The 19,025-nt window shown below is 54.3% G+C and carries 13 protein-coding genes; 6 read left to right on the top strand and 7 right to left on the bottom strand.

The window, feature by feature from the left end; all coding sequences use genetic code 11:
- Nucleotides 1–93: 93 nt before the first annotated feature.
- Genes A1332_RS18315 through A1332_RS18290 form a run of 6 tightly spaced genes read left to right on the top strand, consistent with a single transcriptional unit; the run spans nucleotide 94 to nucleotide 7,780 of the window.
- Nucleotides 94–1,731, top strand: a complete 1,638-nt coding sequence (locus A1332_RS18315; RefSeq protein ID WP_064009872.1) for an ASKHA domain-containing protein — start codon at nucleotides 94–96, stop codon at nucleotides 1,729–1,731.
- Nucleotides 1,731–2,396, top strand: a complete 666-nt coding sequence (locus A1332_RS18310; RefSeq protein ID WP_064009871.1) for a cobalamin B12-binding domain-containing protein — start codon at nucleotides 1,731–1,733, stop codon at nucleotides 2,394–2,396. The genes A1332_RS18315 and A1332_RS18310 overlap by 1 nt, the downstream gene beginning before the upstream one ends.
- Nucleotides 2,393–3,421: a uroporphyrinogen decarboxylase family protein gene (locus A1332_RS18305; protein WP_064009870.1), complete on the top strand. Its 1,029-nt coding sequence runs from the start codon at nucleotides 2,393–2,395 to the stop codon at nucleotides 3,419–3,421. Before A1332_RS18310 ends, A1332_RS18305 begins: the two co-directional genes overlap by 4 nt.
- Nucleotides 3,418–4,038 (top strand): DUF1638 domain-containing protein, encoded by a 621-nt coding sequence (locus A1332_RS18300; protein ID WP_064009869.1) that lies wholly within the window; start codon nucleotides 3,418–3,420, stop codon nucleotides 4,036–4,038. The genes A1332_RS18305 and A1332_RS18300 overlap by 4 nt, the downstream gene beginning before the upstream one ends.
- Nucleotides 4,035–5,687, top strand: coding sequence for a sensor histidine kinase (locus tag A1332_RS18295; protein ID WP_064009868.1), 1,653 nt, complete (start codon nucleotides 4,035–4,037; stop codon nucleotides 5,685–5,687). Before A1332_RS18300 ends, A1332_RS18295 begins: the two co-directional genes overlap by 4 nt.
- On the top strand, nucleotides 5,684–7,780 hold the full coding sequence (locus tag A1332_RS18290; protein ID WP_064009867.1) for an EAL domain-containing protein: 2,097 nt from the start codon (nucleotides 5,684–5,686) through the stop codon (nucleotides 7,778–7,780). Before A1332_RS18295 ends, A1332_RS18290 begins: the two co-directional genes overlap by 4 nt.
- Before the next feature lie 389 nt (nucleotides 7,781–8,169).
- Here A1332_RS18290 and A1332_RS18285 read toward each other — a convergent pair whose 3' ends face one another.
- The 7 genes from A1332_RS18285 to A1332_RS18255 all read right to left on the bottom strand — a co-directional run bounded on the left by A1332_RS18285 (nucleotide 8,170) and on the right by A1332_RS18255 (nucleotide 18,800).
- Entirely contained in the window at nucleotides 8,170–12,888 is a 4,719-nt protein-coding gene (locus A1332_RS18285; RefSeq protein WP_082879770.1) for a YCF48-related protein, read from the bottom strand.
- A gap of 180 nt (nucleotides 12,889–13,068) precedes the next feature.
- Nucleotides 13,069–13,581, bottom strand: coding sequence for a hypothetical protein (locus A1332_RS18280; RefSeq protein ID WP_064009865.1), 513 nt, complete (start codon nucleotides 13,579–13,581; stop codon nucleotides 13,069–13,071).
- Between the two features lie 124 nt (nucleotides 13,582–13,705).
- Nucleotides 13,706–14,125, bottom strand: a complete 420-nt coding sequence (locus A1332_RS18275) for a phosphate-starvation-inducible protein PsiE (RefSeq protein WP_064009864.1) — start codon at nucleotides 14,123–14,125, stop codon at nucleotides 13,706–13,708.
- A 9-nt stretch (nucleotides 14,126–14,134) separates the two neighbouring features.
- Nucleotides 14,135–15,166: a sulfite exporter TauE/SafE family protein gene (locus tag A1332_RS18270; RefSeq protein WP_064009863.1), complete on the bottom strand. Its 1,032-nt coding sequence runs from the start codon at nucleotides 15,164–15,166 to the stop codon at nucleotides 14,135–14,137.
- A gap of 31 nt (nucleotides 15,167–15,197) precedes the next feature.
- Nucleotides 15,198–17,066: a multicopper oxidase family protein gene (locus A1332_RS18265; RefSeq protein WP_064009862.1), complete on the bottom strand. Its 1,869-nt coding sequence runs from the start codon at nucleotides 17,064–17,066 to the stop codon at nucleotides 15,198–15,200.
- 101 nt (nucleotides 17,067–17,167) lie between these two features.
- Nucleotides 17,168–18,094, bottom strand: coding sequence for a sulfite exporter TauE/SafE family protein (locus A1332_RS18260; RefSeq protein ID WP_064009861.1), 927 nt, complete (start codon nucleotides 18,092–18,094; stop codon nucleotides 17,168–17,170).
- Nucleotides 18,095–18,107: 13 nt separating this feature from the next.
- On the bottom strand, nucleotides 18,108–18,800 hold the full coding sequence (locus A1332_RS18255; RefSeq protein WP_064009860.1) for an MBL fold metallo-hydrolase: 693 nt from the start codon (nucleotides 18,798–18,800) through the stop codon (nucleotides 18,108–18,110).
- Between the last annotated feature and the right edge of the window lie 225 nt (nucleotides 18,801–19,025).

Here is a 19,025-nt window from a genome sequence, read left to right as displayed (position 1 = left end):
AAAACAAGCACCACCCGAATAGATCAGCACCCGGATCATGCCAGACCTTATCAAATGCGCAATCGCTATAACTCCTACAGGTTTCCATCGACTATGACCACCATCGCTCCCAATGCCGGACAAACAGCGTCCCCGGCTAGCGATATGCTGGCGACGGTCAGCAGCGACGAACAGACGCTACGCGTAATGCTTAAACCTCACCTCTCGGTACGCCAAGTACTCGACGCCACCGATTTACGCGTACGTGCAGCCTGCGGCGGCTTGGGCACCTGCGGCGCCTGTCTGATTCAAACCGTCAGCGGCGAGTTTAATCCGCCGACCCTGGCGGAACGGCAAAAGCTGCTACCGGAAGATCTGGCTAACGGCATGCGTTTGGCTTGCCAATTGCGGGCGTATAGTGACTGCGAACTTTACCTGGAAAATCCAGCGCCGCATTCCGCATGGAAAAGTCTGGACCCGACCCAGCTTTATCAAGCCAGCGGCAATCCGGCCATTTCCGAGCATGTCTATGGCGTGGCGGTAGACCTGGGCACCACGCACATTCGCCTGTCCGTGTGGAACCGGCAATCCGGGCGCCGGATCGGCACGCGCTACAGCATCAATCCGCAAGTCGCGCATGGCGCGGACGTGCTGACCCGGCTGGATGCCGAGCGCCTGGACGTTCAAGATTGCCTCCGGATAGGCCAGCAAGCTCGCGAGGCTATCATGGATGGCATACGCGATATTCTCAGCCGCGATATGGGCGAAATAACGCCGGTACTGGCAGCGCTGGGCAAAGTGTTGATCGTCGGCAATACCGCAATGTTGACGCTGATTTGCGGCAATAGCGGCGACAGTCTCTACCAACCTGAGAACTGGCAAAGCCCCATCGCCTGCCAGCCCACCGATGCCGATGCCTGGCGCCAGATATGGCGTACACCGCATGCCGACATCGACATTGCCCAACCGCTGGCCGGCTTTATCGGTTCGGACTTACTGGCCGACCTGCTCGCCACCGGCATTACTGAACAATCGCAACCGATGTTGTTGGCAGACTTCGGTACCAACACCGAAATCGCGGTGTGGGACGGCACAAACCTGTGGGCCAGTTCCGTGCCGGGCGGCCCCGCTTTCGAAGGGGTGGGCATGCGCAACGGTTTAACCGCTGAAGCCGGTGCGATTTGCAAAGTGTCGGCAAGCGGCTTACAGACGATAGGAGATGCCCAGGCGCGCGGCTACTGCGCCAGCGGATTCATCGACGCGATTGCGTTGCTGCTGGACAAAAAACACCTGAAACCGTCCGGACGCTTCGCCGAACCGCCAACCGAACAGGGCTTTTTATTGCAAGCCGACATGCCAAAAAGTGCCATTTTTGCGAGCGACATCGATATTTTCCAGCGTGCCAAGGCATCGACAGCCGCTGCCATGGCACAATTACTAGCCTTAGCAGGTTTAAAAGTAAACGAGTTAGACAGGTTATGGATTTGCGGAAGTTTTGGTCAACATCTGGATCTAAACAGTGCATTCCGGGTCGGTTTACTGCCGACGCTGCCCAGCGAGCGGATCAGCCTGCTGGCCAACGCCAGTCTGGCCGGCTGCGAACAGCTGCTGTTGAATCCAGCCGGGCCAAATCTGTTGAATGATATTGTCCAACGGGCGCGCACGATCAATCTGGGCGGGGTTTTCGAATACGAAAACCGCTTTATCGACAATTTACGCTTGCAACCCATGCCTATCGGGGAGTACGAATAATGCTTGACGCTTATATTCAATCCTACAACCAGGCGGTATTCGAGACCGATAAGCAGGCGGCGCTGGATGTCGTCAATCAGGCCTTGAGCGACGGATTCAGCCCCGAAGATATCGTCTTCAAATTAGTCATCCCGGCCGTCGAATTGATGATGACTTTAATAGAAAAGGATCCGGACGCCAATCTGGCTCAGCATTTCATGACCGCGCAAATAGCCGCCGACGTCACCGAAAAAATGCTGGAAAAATTCAGTAAACCGCCGGAAATGATAGGTCGCGTCGTGATCGGCGCCGCTTACGGCGACCTGCATTCCTTGGGCAAACGGATTGTCAGTGGCTGTTTGAAATCGCTGATGGTGGATGTGGTCGATCTGGGTACCAATGTCAGCGCCGAAAAATTCGTCGATACCGCAATGACCGAGAACGCTCAGGTCATCGCGGTATCCGCCATGATGGTCCACACCGCCACCAGCGAAAAAGGCAGTTTGGGGGTGCGCGCACTATTACAAGAGCGCGGCTTGGAACAGCAAATCAAACTGGCGGTAGGCGGCGCGCCCTACCGTTTCGATCCGGAGTTGTACATCCAGGTCGGCGCGGATGCTTGGGCGCCGGATGGCGTCACCGCCGCCAAAGTCATCGTCGATTTGATTCGCGAGGTCAAGCCATGACCCCCCTGGAAATTCTTACCGCAGCGATGACCGGCAGCCCCGCACCTCGCATCCCGGTTTTTTGCAATCTGCCCGATCACGGCGCGCGGGAATTGGGTATGCCTGCCAAGCAATACTTCAGCAAGGGCGAATATGTCGCCGACGCCCAACTGCGCATGCGGCGGCGCTACGGCTACGACAACATCTGGAGCCTGCATTACGTAGGCAAGGAAGCGGAATTGCTGGGTTGCCGGGAAATCCTGTTTGCCGACGACGGCGTACCGAACGTCGCCGACTTCGTCATCAAAAACCTGGACGACATCGCCAAGCTCGAAATTCCCGCCGACATTACCCAACAACCAGCCTGGCAACCCGTCTCCGACAGCCTACAGATTTTGCAAAGCGAAGTCGGCGCCACGCATCCGATTTGCACCTACATCACAGCATCGACCACCTTGCCAGCCATATTGATGGGCATGGATAAATGGATGGAGTTATTCCTGCTCGGTCCATTCGATGTCCGCGACGAACTACTGCGAAAATGTTCGGATTTCTGTCAACAGGAAATCGCCGCATTGCGGGCCTTGGGCACCAATGTCTTAATTTACTCCACACCATTCGGCTCGCCGTATTTCGTCAGCCGTAAACAAATCGAGCAAATCGTGATGCCCTGGATGCGGCGGGACTTACTGCCCGGCGGCAGCGAAGGCGTCGTCTATTACTGTGGCATGGCCCCCTTTAACGATGTGATCGATTTGGTTTTCGATGAACTTCACATCAAAGCCCATCACATCAGCCCGCTCGCCGACATTGCCGAAGCCAAACGTCTGATCGGTAATCGCGGCCTGACCTGCGGGGTAATCGACGATATTAAGATGATTCACTGGAGCGCGGAACAAACTCGCGCTGAAGTGCAGCGTATTGTCGAAATAGGCAAAACCGGCGGCCATTTTTTGTTCGGTAACGGCGTGATGCCGATGGCGGTGCCCGAGGCCAATATTCAGGCCATGGTCGCTGCCGCGTTCGAATATGGGAGATTGGCATGAAAAACTTCACAATACACCCGGAAAATCAAACCCCGCTGACCATGATAGGCTGCGGCATTTTGCGTAAGGAAGTGGACGGATTAATCGCGAAAAATCACTGGAACGTCCATACCCATTATCTGGATTCGGCCTTGCACAATTACCTGAATCGTTTGTCAACCGAGCTGAATCAAGCTCTGGAAGAACGCGAGAAACTCGGCGAGAAAACCGTGGTGTTTTACGGCGGCTGCCACCCGTTGATGGAAAAGTATCTGGAAGGCCACCACACCTGCCGCACCCACGGCCAAAACTGTATCGTGATGCTGCTCGGCTACGAATTATTCATGCAGGAACTGGAAAAAGGCGCCTATTTTTTACTGGAAGATTGGGCGTTGACCTGGGAACCGATGATCACCGCCTGCTTTGGCGCGAACATGACGGTAATCAGGGAGATATTTCATAGCAGCCACAAATACATCCTGGCTCTGCGCACCCCGTGTAACGGTGACTTCAGCGCCGCCGCCGAAACTGCCGCGCGGTTTGTGGATCTGCCGCTGGAATGGATGGATGTCGGCCTGGAGCATCTGGAAACTGTTTTGGCCGATGCCATTCAACGCCGGCTTGCCGCCGACCAATGACTCAAGCACCTTCCCATCAAGAGCTCGAGGAGCGGGTCAAGCAATTGGAAACCCGCGTCCGCAAGCTTTCGGAAGAAAAAGCCAATCTGTATCTGGTTCTGCACCTGGTGGAATTGTTAAACCCCATCGCCGGCGTCGAAGGACTGTTGGAGAGTTTAATGACCGCCTTGTGCGGCAGTTTGGGCGGCAGCAATGTCGAAATTTATTATCTGGACGAGGGCGAGATTCATTACGCCAATTTGGCCGGCGAACGCCAGGTTATCGACCATATCGACGACCCGTTGATCAAAGAAGTTTTTCAGCATCGCCGCTTTGTCGAACAAGCCACGGATTCTCAGCATACCTTACTGCGCGGGATGACCCCGGCCATTGCCTGCACTTGGGTGATGCCCTTGCAGGTAGGCAAAGAATTAATCGGCGCCATCAAAATGACCGACATGCTGGGGTCGGCGCAAATGCGCGATTATCTATCGCCGTTTTTCTCGCACATGGCGCTGATTTTGAGCAACGAAATCAAAACCCGCATCGCTGAAAGCGCGAATCAGGCCAAAAGTAATTTCCTGGCCACCATGTCGCACGAAATCCGCACCCCATTGAACGGTATTTTGGGGATGGCGCAGTTGTTGAGTCTACCGGACTGCGACCCAAGCAAGCATCAAGAGTGCGCCCGTACCATCCTCGCATCCGGACAAACCCTGTTAACCCTGTTAAACGATGTGTTGGATTTGTCCAAAATCGAGGCGAATCGGCTGGAGCTGATTTACTCGGCCACGCAGCCTCGGCAAATCATCACCGACGTGCAATCGCTGTTCGGGGAAAGCGCGCATCAGAAAAACCTGCGGATCGAAACCGCCTGGCTCGGACCCAGCGAACAATGCTACCAGCTGGATCAAATCAGAGTCCGGCAAATGCTCTCAAACCTGGTCAGTAATGCCATCAAATTTACCAATCAAGGGGTTATCCAAATCCAGGTTACGGAGTTGCGCCGGCAAGGATCGCAGGCGCAACTGGAATTTTCAGTTACCGATCACGGCATCGGCATTGCCACCGAACAGCAAAGCCTGCTATTTAAACCCTTTACCCAAATCGACGCCAGTTCGACGCGGCGTTATGCCGGCACCGGCCTGGGCTTATCCATCGTGCAACGTTTTGCCGGGCTGATGCAGGGCGAAGCCGGTGTGGAAAGTAGTCCCGGCACGGGCGCCCGGTTCTGGTTCAAAATTCGCTGCGACCTCGTTGATTGTCAACTTCATAATCACAATTCCGAACAAGAGCGCTTACCTATCCCGTGCGCGGAACTGTATTCTGCGGCAGCCAATGCCGGACTCCATCGAGATACGCCTGTCTATGCGGAGCAAACCGTCTTTGCGGTGGCCAACCCGACGATCAGCACGGAAGACATCGCCATGCTTCACCGTAACCAAGAAATACGACCACTAATGGACGAACTCGATAACTTACTTGCGAAAAACATGTTCCATGCCATTAATCAAGTCAAGGCATTGCAAAATTTACTGCGCGGTAGTGCGGTAGAACTGGGTTTTTCCGAAATAGCTCAATCGGTCAACGAAATGAAATTCGACCAGGCACGCCAGCAATTAGGACAGCTTTATTCAGTCTTGGGTTGGGACGGAGGGCAAACCGAATGAACAGCAAACAGTTGAAAATTCTCGCCATCGACGATACGCCCGCCAATTTGGCCTTGTTAGGTCTGGCATTACAGGACGATTATCAAATTCAAATCGCCACCTCCGGCGGCAAAGGCCTGCAACTGGCGCTGGATGAGCCGCCCGACCTGATCCTGCTCGACATCATGATGCCGGATATGGATGGCTACGAAACCTGCCGCCGGATCAAGGCCAGTCCGCTGTTAAAAGACATTCCGATTGTGTTCGTTACCGCTTTAAACGAAATTCAAGCCGAGGCCTTGGGCTTTTCCTTGGGTGCTGCGGACTATCTAACCAAACCCATCAGTATCGAAGTTGCCCGCTTGCGGATTCGCAACCTATTGGAACGCGAACAATTTCGTCAAGAACTGCAACGCCGCGAGGCCGAGCAACGCTTGGCGGCCAGCGTATTTGCCCACACCCACGATAGCGTGGTGATTACCGACAGCGAGAATCGCATCATCGATGCCAATGAGGCCTTCAGCCGAATTACCGGCTATGCGCGCGAGGACGTTTTGGGTAAAAACCCCAGCATGCTCAAATCCGGCCGGCAATCCGCGGAATTTTACAAAGCCATGTGGCAAGCGCTAAACACAAACAATCATTGGAGCGGTGAACTGTGGAACCGCAACAAAAAAGGCGAGGTCTTCGCCGCGCTGACGTCGATTTCGGTGGTGCGGGACGACGACGGCCAAATTCATCATTACATCGGCTTATCGGCGGACATCACCCCACTGAAAAATCATGAATACGATCTGGAACGCATCGCTCATTTCGATCCGCTGACCGGCATTCCCAATCGGGTGCTGCTGGCCGACCGACTGGCGCAAGCACTGGCCCACACGCACCGCGCCGGCAACCATATGGCGGTATGTTATCTGGATCTGGACGGTTTTAAACCGGTCAACGATCAGTTCGGCCACGAAGTGGGCGATCAATTGCTGATTGAAACGTCCCTACGCATCCGCGACTGCCTGCGCGCCGGCGATACCGTGGCCCGCATCGGCGGCGACGAGTTTGTGCTGCTATTACTGGACTTTAGCGACAGCCGCGAATACGAAGCCGTATTGGAACGCATGCTTTGCAAAGTCGCGGAACCCCTGTCGATTGCAGACAACCTGGTCTGTGTTTCCGCCAGCGTGGGCCTTACCCTGTATCCGGACGATCTGGCGAGCGCGGACACCCTGTTGCGGCACGCCGACCAGGCCATGTATGTCGCCAAACAACGTGGCAAAAATCGCTACCACCTGTTCGATCAGGAACTGGACAGGATCGCGCTGATCCGCGGCGAAACCTTAACGCAAATCGAAACCGCGCTGCTGAATAACCAGTTCGTGCTGTATTTTCAACCCAAGGTCAATATGCGCCTGGGTAAAGTACTGGGCGCGGAAGCATTGATTCGCTGGCAGCATCCGGAGCGCGGCTTATTATCGCCTGCCGCGTTTTTACCCGACATAGAAGGCACCGAGCTGGTCATAGCGCTGGGCAACTGGGTATTGGCCCGCGCTCTGGACCACTTACAAAAGTGGCAAGACATGGGCTTGAACATTGTCATCAGTATCAATATTGCCCCGCGCCACTTACTGCACCACGACTTCGTCGACACCTTGAAAGCCGGCTTTGCCGCCCATCCGCAATTGCGCCCCCACTGCCTGGAACTAGAGATACTGGAAACTGCGGCGCTGGAGGATATTGGCCGGGTCACCGCCGTGATGAAGGAATGCCAAAAACTGGGCGTCTGCTTTGCATTGGACGATTTCGGTACCGGTTATTCGTCACTAACTTACCTGAAAGCCTTACCGGCCGACACCTTAAAGATCGATCAATCGTTTATTCGCGACATCCTCGGCGACCCGGAAGATTTGGCTATCGTCGCCGGCATCATCAATCTCACCGCTGCCTTTCATCGGCAAGTCATAGCCGAAGGCGTCGAAACCGAAGAACACGGCTTGCTGCTACTAAAACTGGGTTGCGACAACGCCCAAGGTTATGGCATCGCCCGCCCCATGCCGGCCGGGGAGTTACCGCGATGGATAACTAATTGGCTACCGAACCAGGAATGGCTGAAAAATTAGTTGTGAGGGCTGCTCTATCTCGTGATTTCTCCCTTTGCCCTACGAAAATCCCCTCCGCGAGCGGGCCGAGGTAAGGGAATTTAAGCAAAAGCTATCCAGTCAAAACAGCGTAAAAACAATCGTAGGCTGGATAAGCGAAGCGCATCCGGCAATCTTGGTGGATGCGCACGGCTTATCCACCCTAAACTTCACAATCTCTAATTATTGATCCGGCCTTGTGAAGTTTTAATAGCCGTTCGCCTTGAGCTTGTCGACAGGCTGTTTGTGCTTCGACACGCTCAGCACGAACGGTTAAAACATTTAAGGGCCGGATCAATAGATCCAATAAAACTGGGTCAATACTCGGGCTATTAACCCTGCCCTACTTTTCACAGATATTCCGTTCCGGCTCACTGCGGCTTATGGATTTCCAGGTTCTCGATGAAATATTTAAACAGTTGAGTATCGTCGTCACTAGGCAACCCAAATTGTCTTTTATGTTCAGCGACTATCGATTGCAACTTTAGATAGGAATCCGTGACATAAGATTGCACTTTCAATTCCTCTAAAAACTTGTCCCAACTTTCAGGATTATTTTCACCCAAGTAAAAATGCAACGCTGCCAACGCCACCAATTGCGCTTCGCCGTGCGCGCCAGTCGTGTTCGGCCAGCGACTGGCAAAGCAGCGCAGTCGGTTTAAAAAGGCTTTGACGGTACGCGGCGAATTAATCTCCGGCGGCTGTGACTGGGTTTGGTGAATCAGCGGGTACCAGATCCGCAAGGCTGCGGCAAACTCCGGCGTATCCTGAGTTTGCCTTGGTCCGAACCAGTCCCGGCCAAAGGCTTTGTAAGCCATTTCCAGATAATCCACCAGCCAGTTTCGCGCCTTCTCGTTGACGCCTACCCAGACCAATCCACCGGCCAACAGCATAACCAGCAGTAACAAGCCATAGCCGATGCGTTGCGGCCAGGGCGTCAATTGTTCGGGTTTGAAATCGGCGCGAAACGAGGTGACGCCGGACTCGGCTTTACGCTGGTCGGGCTGATCGGAGACAGGCTCGACGTTGGTTTCCGCCAGCTTAGCAACCACTTCAGTCGCCGGCTGCGCTGCCAAAATCAGGGGTTTGGGAGTGGTAGGTATAGGCTGACTGGCATGGTAAGCCGCCCAAGCCATCGCAGCCAACAGAACTAAACCCTGCAATGTCAAAACCAGCCCGTTACCTACGGTTTGCAAGCGCTGCTCGCGTTGGCCGCGACTATCCTCTTCGCCGCCGCTGCCGGTTAATAAGTTCAGCATCGCCTCGCTGCCGGCGGAAGGCACCGGCACTTCAATGTTGATCAATTTTTGCAGATAAAAGCGCGCCAGGCTGCGTGGTTTTCGGGCTGGCGCAGTTTCGGCCGGCACGCCAACCGCCGCCGGACCATTGTCATCAAATTCGTGCAAGGCTTCGGCGAGTTCCTTGAAATGCAATTTGACATTGGCCAGTACATATTTAGGGGCAATGCCCATCACGATGAACAACTCGCCGCTGCTGACCAAGAAATTACAGGTTTCCAGCACCCGCAGCGCATGCTCGCGGCTGCACCGGTCCAGATCGTCGATAAACAACACCAACCGGCGCCGACCCAACAACTTGGTCAAACGCTCGAAGCGCCGTTCCCAGATTTGCCGGGTACCCACCGGCTCGGCAGCTTCTATAACGCCGGTTTTGCTGATAGCGGTTTTCAATAAATCGGTGCTGGCTAAACCGAACAATGAAGCACCTTTGACCACGACTACACCCGCTACGGTTGTCAGCACCGTCAACAAGGCTGTCAACCAGGCCGGCAAAGCAAACGGCGCTTTGCCTGGGCTATGTTCCAGTTGCTTAACGATGGCTTGTTTACGCTCTTGCGTTAATTCATGCTCAAGCACTTTTCCGGCTTGTGCCAATAACTCATCGTCGCTGGCGAAGGCGCTTAAGGTATCTTTGCAGTTTGCCGAATCTTTCGCTGTGCCGGAGATATCCGCATTCACCAGACATTGCAGTTTCTCGCAATCGGCAAGGCTAAACAGCTGGCCAGTGGCGGACTTCGCTGGATTGGTCACACCATCCGCTTGAGCACATAAGCGGGCGTGGCCTTGTGCAGTCAGCACCGCCGGTTGCTCCAAGCCGGCCAAGTGGGAAGCGAAGTGCCACACCTGATTTTCTTCCGCCTCTTCATGAAAATAGGAAAATGCCGCCAACCAACAAAAACCCGTCAAGAGCGCAGCCGCCAGCAGCTGGAGCCAAAATCGCCGATGTGTCAACAAACGCAATTTAAACCACAGGCCCGGCAACAGCCAGGGCCATAGCGGCGGCGTGGCCTGCTGGCGCACGCATTCCAGGATGGAGCCCAGCACCTGTTGCTCTTCCTGATGATGCCAAGCGTTGTACCACACCGGCCGCAAACCTTCGCGGCGCAACTCGGCTTGCAAATAATTCATCACCGAGCTTTTGCCGCTGCCCCAATCGCCGGTAATCGCCAGGGTCAATGGTGGCTGAGTGTTTTCGTTGCGCAGAAAGGCGGATAAATCCTGGGCTAACTTCAAACTGCCTAAATAATCCCTGCTGCCGGGACCGGTAGGTTTATCGGAAATAGCGGTGGGATTTATCCCTAAATTGGGATCGTTGGCTTCCGGTTCGCGCAAGTCGGTCAACTGCAAGCGCAAGCCTCGGCTGAACAACAGCATGATCGGCAACCAGCTCAGGTAATACCAAGGCGCCGGATAGCGTTGGTAGGGCAACACCGGGTCTTGCCAATGTTCGCCGCCGTCGCTGGTGGCGAGTAGGGTGCCGGCTGCGCCGACGGCCCAGGCATGTCGGCCTCCGTTGTCGGCATATATGTCTATCAAGTTAGCCGAGGTATCACTGTCTTGCGGCTGCCATGTGCCACCGCTATTTGTAGTAGACACTACAGTGCCGCCGACACCAACTGCCCAACCACGACTGCCGTCGCCGGCAAAAGCTGATCCTCTGAGATTCTGTTGGGTAGTACTCACTTGAGCATGCCAATTTTTTCCGCCATCGGATGTGGAAAAAATCGCCCCCTTAGAGCCGACAGCCCAACCGTTTATACCGTCGGCCTGAAACTGAAGATCGAGAATGCCTGCCTTTGAACCAATCACCTGAGATTGCCAGGTCAAGCCACCATCCTCGGTAAAGTCCGACTTACCGCTGACGTCGGCCAGCCAACCTCGCTGACCATCCCCCGAAAAATGCATGGCAAAAAGTGTTCCCCATATATCAGGGTCAAGTTGCCAGTTTTTGCCTCCATCACGGGTGACCAGAAGCCCCCCGTCACCCGCAGCCCAGCCGTGCAAACCGTCATTGAGAAATTGAACTCTGAATAAGAACATTTTGGTGTTGTTGTTTTGAGCACGCCAATTTTTCCCAGCATCGGTGGTAGCAAAAATAACCCCATTGCTACCGGTCAACCAGCCACGTTGGCCGTCAGCTAAAATGTGCAAGCCAAATAGGTCTTGATTGGTTTGAATTTCCTGCCTTCGCCAATTTCGACCAGCATCGGTACTGGACAAAACTGCGCCATCAGCGCCAATTACCCAGCCAAGTTGACGATTATTCATAAATTGCACACTGCTAAAAACCTTCTGGCTTGCAGCCTGCCAACTATTGCCACCGTCAGAGCTGGCGACTATGGTTCCGTCGGCACCGACGGCCCAACCGCGCAAACCATCAAGAAGAAATTTAACGCTACGCAACTCACCAGAAGTTCCGCCGTTTAGTGTTCGCCAGCTAAGCCCCCCATTAGTCGTCGCTGCGAGGGTACCGTTCGTGCCAGCCACCCAACCCCGTAAGCCGTCTTTTAGAAAGCGGACGCTATGCAGAAATTGCGACACTTGATTGGGTTGCGACTGCCAAGTGTTGCCTCCATCCGTGGTGGCAACGATGCGCCCACCCGTTCCCACGGCCCAACCGCGCCGATTATCGATAAAATCTACTGATTGAAAAATTTGATTGGCATTTTTAGCTTGAGCTTGCCAAGTTTGACCGCCATCTGCGGTGGCAAGTATGACCCCAAGATCACCGACGGCCCAACCATGCAGTTCATCGGAAAACGTCACACTATTCAGATGTGACCCGGCAACACTCGCCTGATTTTTCCAACTTTTACCACCGTCTGCGGTAGCCAGAATGAGGCCCGCCTGGCCTACTGCCCAGCCATGCGCGGGATCGACAAAATGCACGCTGTTCAATATTTCCTTCGTGCCGCTGGTTTGGAGCTGCCAACTTTTGGCGCCATCGGCGGTGACCAGAATCACACCATCTTCGCCGACCGCCCAACCATGAGAGGTGTCGACAAAATACACGGAATATAAATTGGCGCGCTTCGGATCCCGTCCACTCGGCTTTTGCTTCTGAACGGGTGGTGGCGAAGCGGGTTCGCCCGCCTTATCGACTGTACTTGCTTGAGGTGAGTTTTTTGGAGTGGGTGTCGCTGGCTCATTATTGGTCTTTGCCGCAGGTAGGTCTTGCTCTTGCGGCGCACTCGGGGACTTTTGGACTGGCGACTGGTTTGCGTAATCGAGCGCAGGGTTTATCACCTTGGCAGCATTTGCCTCGCCGCCGTCGGCATTCCGAACGTTGAAAGGTGCATTGTCTAGGTTAGTTGGAACCGATTGCTGCTGTTGCGGCTCGGCCGCCGGCATCTCGGCTTGCGCTGCCTTAATCCAAAAACCGTCGGCTCGCGCCAAAGGTGTTATTGGCGCAGGAGGCCCAATTTGCCCTTGCTGCCAACTCACGCCAGCATCCGTACTGTAGATGATCAAACCGCCATCACCCACAGCCCAAATATGCTGACCATCTTCGGAAACAGCCAGATCGTTGAGATTCCCGGCGATGGCCGGCAACCTACGAAAAGCGTTGCGCTCGATTGGGTATCCCCAATAATTCCAACTCGACAATTTGGGTTCAGGGCGATAGGCGTTACGGTGCGGCGCTTGCTGGAAGGCGATGACGGTAGACAGCAAGGCCAGCATTAAGGCCCAGCCTAGCCAGTATCCAGGGCGGCTCAGCCAATGCCGGGGGACCGCGCTTATAGCTGCGCCTTTGGTAGCAGACGCGTGTTTTGTCGCCAGTCCGGACATGTCGTCCCCCTTATCGCCGTTAGATAAGGGCTTTTTAACAACAAAATCGCCGCAAGGAAAGGCCAATCGAATGGCACTATTTCACAGTGAATCGATTCCTGAGTTTGCAGGTAGATTGAATCAAGAATACACGTGGCTATTCATTAGGTAATCAGTGATAGCTTTCCGCCGTATTAACGATTAAGGCTGGTGGTGGCCGTGGTGCATATGCTGTCCGCCGGGCACCGCATGGCGAGCGTGATCGCTGAGTTGGGCATCGAAATAGCTATGCACTGCTTCTACCAACTGTTTGTCCTCGCTCCGATACTCGATTTCGGCGCCGTTCGACAAATCCCGATAGGCAAAACTGACTTTTCCGGCAGCGGACGCCAAGGCTTTTAGCCCCGGCATATCATCGCCATGAATGCGGCGCGGCCCGGAAAAATCCCCTTTGGCAAAACCCGCAGCCAGTTGCGCCAGATGGCTGCGCGCCAAAGCAATTTGGTCAGTATCCTCGCCATCTTTGGCGATGACTTGCTGGATGCCGCCGGTGTCAGTCTTATTAAAAATATGTAAGGTTTTTTCCAGATCAAACGGCATGACATGGCTGCCGCGCTCTTGCACTTCGTCCAGCCGCGCCGGATCGACCGGTGGGATGGCCCGGGCAGCGCTGACCGCTAGCAGTAAGGCAGTTAGCAATAGTGTTTTTTTCATCCTAATCGTCCTGTGTGAATGAGCAACGCTCACAAAATATTCGAGTTGAAATGGGCATCGACCTTACCGAGAACACCCGCGCATAGCCGCCGAAATCTGTCGAGAATGCAGCTGAATTGATGTATTACGATTCGTCGCTTGGCTTACGAATAAGCAGTGTCGATAAGGCCAGCAATAAAATACCGCCGGACACCAATAAAATCCCCATATCGGCCTGGTGATGGGCTTGAATATCAGCAATTAACAAACGGGCCAGCGCGGTGATGGCAATGTAAATCAGACAACGCACCGGCATTAGGTTAGTTTTGAAATAGATGCCGACCATCGCACCCAATTCCAAATAGATGAACAACAGCAAAATGTCGCCAATGGTGGCGTGGCCTTGCAACATCATGCCGCCGTATGCCACCACCGCCGACCAAACAATACTGGCGCCAATGACAAACAAGGCCAGATAATGAAAAACTTCGATCAGCAAATTGCCTGTTTCGTCCGCCAGCCGTTTGGCTTGCTCGTTCAATTGTCTGAAACGTTGAATATCCAAAACTTTACCTCACTGAACGGGCTGGGTATGCGCGGGCATCGCTGCGGGCATCTGACCTGCTTGGACGATTTTCAAACCGCGTTGAGCCATCATTACGCCCATCGCGATAACCAATATTGCGGAAACCTTGACGAGCTGCCGCATAAATACCGGCGACAACAAACTGGCGAAAAACCCAAAACCGAGCAACGGCGCCAACGTACCGAGGCCAAACCAAAATAGGATCAGCGCGCCCTGCACCGGGTCGCCGCTGCCGGCGGCCATCACATACATGGCCTGTAGCGGCCCGCAACCCAGCAAAAAACCGGTCAACAAGCCGGTACGCAATGCACTGCGCGGTTTGCGCATTTCGTCTGCAAGCTGGCGATTGACGGCCTTGGGCATGCGCAAGGTAAAACGGCGCAAGACCGCAAAGAAGTTGAGCATCTTTAGACCGTACAGCAACAGAAATAGGCTCGCAACCAAAGCCAGCCCGCCACGTATCTGCGGGGTAATGGCGATGCTGGCACCTAACAATCCAAAGCCGGCGCCGAGTGTGCTGTAGGACACGGTCTTGCCGAATGCGTAACTTAAATGCGCCAGCAATTGGCGGGATTTGGGTTTGGCCGGATCGGTGTAACCCACCACAAAACCGCCGCACATGCCGATACAATGAAAACCGGTGAGAAAACCGATGCCCAGCAATACCGCTTGATCCATATGCGGCGACATTTGTTGCATCACGCCCGGCATCAAGCTCTTGCCCCAGAACGCCACGCCGCCGACCACCAGCAATAACAACAGAAAAATCAACAGGCCTTTCAGCTTTCCGCTAGCAGGGCGCGGCGTCAGTACCACGCCGTAACCCTTGCCGCGAATGGCTTGGCATAACGCCGCTTCGTCGGCCAGCTTGTCGTCAAATTGCACATCAACCGTCGCTCGCGCATAGCTGACTTCTACCGTTATCACACCCGGTAAATCAGCCAGCGCTTGGCGAATGGTATCTTCGCAACCAGGGCAGTGCATGCCCTCGACTGTTAAATGCCTGTTGATCACCGTCATATCCCGCTCCCTGACAATTAGCGTCGTCTGCTCATCCCACCAAGAAATCCCGCATCATACCCATATCTTCGTGTTCCAGGTTATGGCAGTGGTACATAAACAAACCTTTAAAATCCTGGAAGGGCTTGATGATTTTTACCCGCTCGCCCGGCATCACCAGCACTGTGTCTTTCCAGCCACCTTCGATGAAGCCCTCTTTAACCGTTGCGTAATCTTCGCCAGCGTTGGTGGCTATGGTCCTGCTCAGGATTTGAAAATATTGGCCGTGCAAATGAATCGGATGCGCCATAGACATCATCATGCCCATGCCACCGCCCATACCTCCCATGCCGCCCATCTGATGACCGCCGGCTTCTTCACTGTCGCCGCCATGGCGCATGCCCATCATACCCATGCGCCGATGACCACCCTCGCCTTGCTTGTTATCATCATCGTGCCGCATACCGCCCATCATGCCCATGCCGCCCATTCTGTGACCGCCGGACTCCGCTTGCATGCCTGAGTTGTGCTTGACGCCGGCACTCTCTTTGCCGCCGTGCTCAGCAGCACTGTTAGCACCATGTCCACCGCCATGTGCATGAAAAATCTCCAGCAATTGCACGGTATTCAGCGGGATACGCTCGCTCGGCAAGATGTCGTTATAGGCATAGGGCCGGCCATTTAAAACCATGCGCATCGGTCCTTCCGAAATAGCGATAGGCACCGGTTTATCGGGGTTGACTGTGTCGCTTAAGCCGTAATGGTGAATTTGCGCCAAACTGTTGGGTAATTTCGGACTATCGCTTACTTGCCGGGTGACTTTCACCGTAAAAATCGGATAGTCACTACCCACCGGCAAAGCACTGCCGTGCATACCCATGCCGCCGCCCATGCGCCCATGTTCACCTTGGCCACCGCCCATCATTCCCGGCAATACGCCGGAAAAAGAACGGCTGCGCAACACCAACTGAGAGCCGACTTTACGCCCGCTGAAATCCGCCCAAATATCCAAACGCTCGCCGGGGGCCAGCATCACGTAAGGTTTATTGACCGGTGCCTCCAGCAAACCGCCATCGGTGCCGATGACGGTGATGGGCGATTTGTCGTCCCAAGCCAGTTTGTAGATGCGCGCCGTTGAGCCGTTGAGGACGCGGAAACGATAAGCTCGACTGGCCACGTCGAGTTGAAAATTGGGGCGACCGTTCACCAAAATCCGGTCGCCGTAAAAACCCATCATGCGATCGCGCATGTGCCGCGCGTAAACAAGTTGGTTGCTGTCGTCAAACAACTTATCTTGAATGACGATAGGGACTTCGTATTCGCCGCCGGGCAATTCCAGCCGCCGTTCTTCCTCGTCGTTTACCAAAATGGCGCCCGCCAGACCGTGATAAACCTGTTCCGCAGTGGTGTTGTGCGGGTGCGGGTGGTAGATATTCATGCTGGCCCGGTTGAGCATTTCAAACTCATACACGAACACTTGACCGCTATCTATCGTGTACAGCGGATGACCATCCACTTCGGCAGGCACGTGCAAACCATGCCAATGGGTAATGCTGGGTTCGTTAAGTTGATTGTGCAGATTGATTCGAATCTTCTGGCCTTTCTCGAAACGCAGCACCGGTCCCAAATAAGAGCCGGGAATTTCGGTTAAGGTCTGCGCCGGCCCCTTCACCAACTTGGCAAAGTATTGCTGCACCCGCGTGGGCTGACCCGGCAAAATAGCAACCGAGCCAGGCTTGCAGATCAAGTCCAATTCCACATCCGGATGAAAATTGGCCGAGGCTTTTCGCGGTGACATTTTCGGCATGTCGCCCATGTTTTCCATGGCCCGCAGCCACGCGGGCGTTGCCGCCCAGGCCATTAATCCGGCGCCACTTTGCGCAAAAAAGCGCCGACGGGACTTATTGAATGAATAAGACATATACCCTCCTCAAACGATTTTTATAGTTATGCGCCAAGCGGTTAACACCGGATGACGAAAGTGACGGTCTAACACAACCGTCAATATTAGTCTAGCCTAATTTATAGGTGCTGCCGAGGCTGCATTGGCACCGCTTCTATATGCGGTTTACGGCTATGAATACGATTGCCGATTAGACCTAGTGCCAAGACGGCGGCTAAGCCGGCCAACACCCGTCGCCAGGCAAGTTCGTCATCCTGCCACACCGCTACCGATGCCAGCAGCTGCCAACTCAAGGCGTTAAACAACACGTAAACCGCCACCACCATCACGAACCAACCAAACCCTCGCCGTAACACTGCCGCACTAATAAAATTGGATAACCAGCCGCCCAGAAAACTGCCGCATACCGCACCGGCGGTGACCAGTATCATCAACTCGATATCCAGCTGAGCGTGATTGGCATAACCGCTCAAGCCGGCGGTGGCGTTCATCACGATAACCAGTAAGGACGTACCGATCGCCGCCGGCATCGGCAAGCCCACCAACAAGGTCAATGCAGGCACGATCAAAAACCCGCCGCCGACCCCCACTAATCCGGTCAAAGCGCCGACCAAAACCCCATCAAATAACAAGCGCAATATCGGTGTCTGTAAGGGACACATTGGTAATGCCTGCTCAATAGTTGTCTCGCTAGGCGCTTTCTTGAAGATCATCGCCAAACCGGTCAACAAGGTAATCGTCCCAAAAAACACCATTAGCCATTCTCCGGAAAAATGCCCGGCCAAGCGACCGCCGCCAAATGCGCCTAGCATGCCGGCCAAACCAAATACCAGCGCGCTTTTCCAGCAGACGTGGCCGCGCCGCGCATGTGGAATTAACGCCATCAGGCTGGATACGCCCACCACTACAAACGAGGTGACGATGGCGGTCTTGGGCGGCACATCCAACACGTATACCAGCATCGGCACCGTCAAAATCGAGCCGCCGCCGCCCAACAAGCCCAGCAGCAGGCCGATACAGATTGCCAAGATCAGCGTTAGGATCATCGGCTAACTCCGCCTACTCGGCCAGCGTCCCACAGGACTGATTGGCCGGCAGCGCCTGATCGATAAACTTGGGATACGCCAACTTCAATTCGCTCATGATCGCTATGAACTCGGCACGCGTGCGGCCTTGACCAATGCGGGAGTTTTTAGCCATTTCCTGTTTGATGGTAGACACGGTATTGCCTTGGTAATCATGTCCGGGATAAACCAGCGTATCAGCCGGTAAAGTAAATAATTTGCCGGTGATACTGTCGTAAAGCTGGCCCGCATCACCTTGCTGGAAGTCGGTGCGACCGCTGCCGCCGATCAACAAGGCATCGCCGGTAAACACCCGGTCGGCCATCACATAACTGACGCAACCGCCGGTATGGCCGGGGGTATGCCGTACCTGAATATCCAAATCGCCAACTTGCAGTAACACGCCGTCGGTGACCAGCAAATCCGCGCAGAGCGCGCCGGCATCCCGATGCACCACGCTCTTGCTGCCGAGTTTTTCCCGCAACAGACCGGCGCCGGTGATGTGATCGGCGTGCACATGAGTTTCCAGGGTATAAATCAGTTTTAGATCCAAGCTTTGCAGTAAATCGATATAAATCGGCAGCTCTGAAGCGACCGGATCGATCAGGCAGGCGCGACGGCTACGTTCACAGCCCAACAAATAACTGTAGGTAGAGGTTTCTGTTTCGAAGAGTTGTCTGAAAATCATGACCAGCCTCGTTTATCGCAAAATAAGAAGAATATAGCGTTTATATATCAATACTCGTGCCAGCTTATCCGCAATATTAATCTCCGCACTATTTATAAAATTAGCTTTGCAGAATATGGGCTAAATACGGATACACCTTTGTTTTAACTGAATATTTTATTTTTCACCGATTAGGTTGATAAGTCGATAGATTCTATAAAGTGGCCTCGTAACGGCCATAGATGG

Source organism: Methylomonas methanica (genome assembly GCF_001644035.1).
Classification (GTDB): domain Bacteria; phylum Pseudomonadota; class Gammaproteobacteria; order Methylococcales; family Methylomonadaceae; genus Methylomonas; species Methylomonas methanica_A.
Note: the sequence above shows the minus strand (reverse complement) of the source record. Positions and strands in the feature narration are given on the sequence as shown.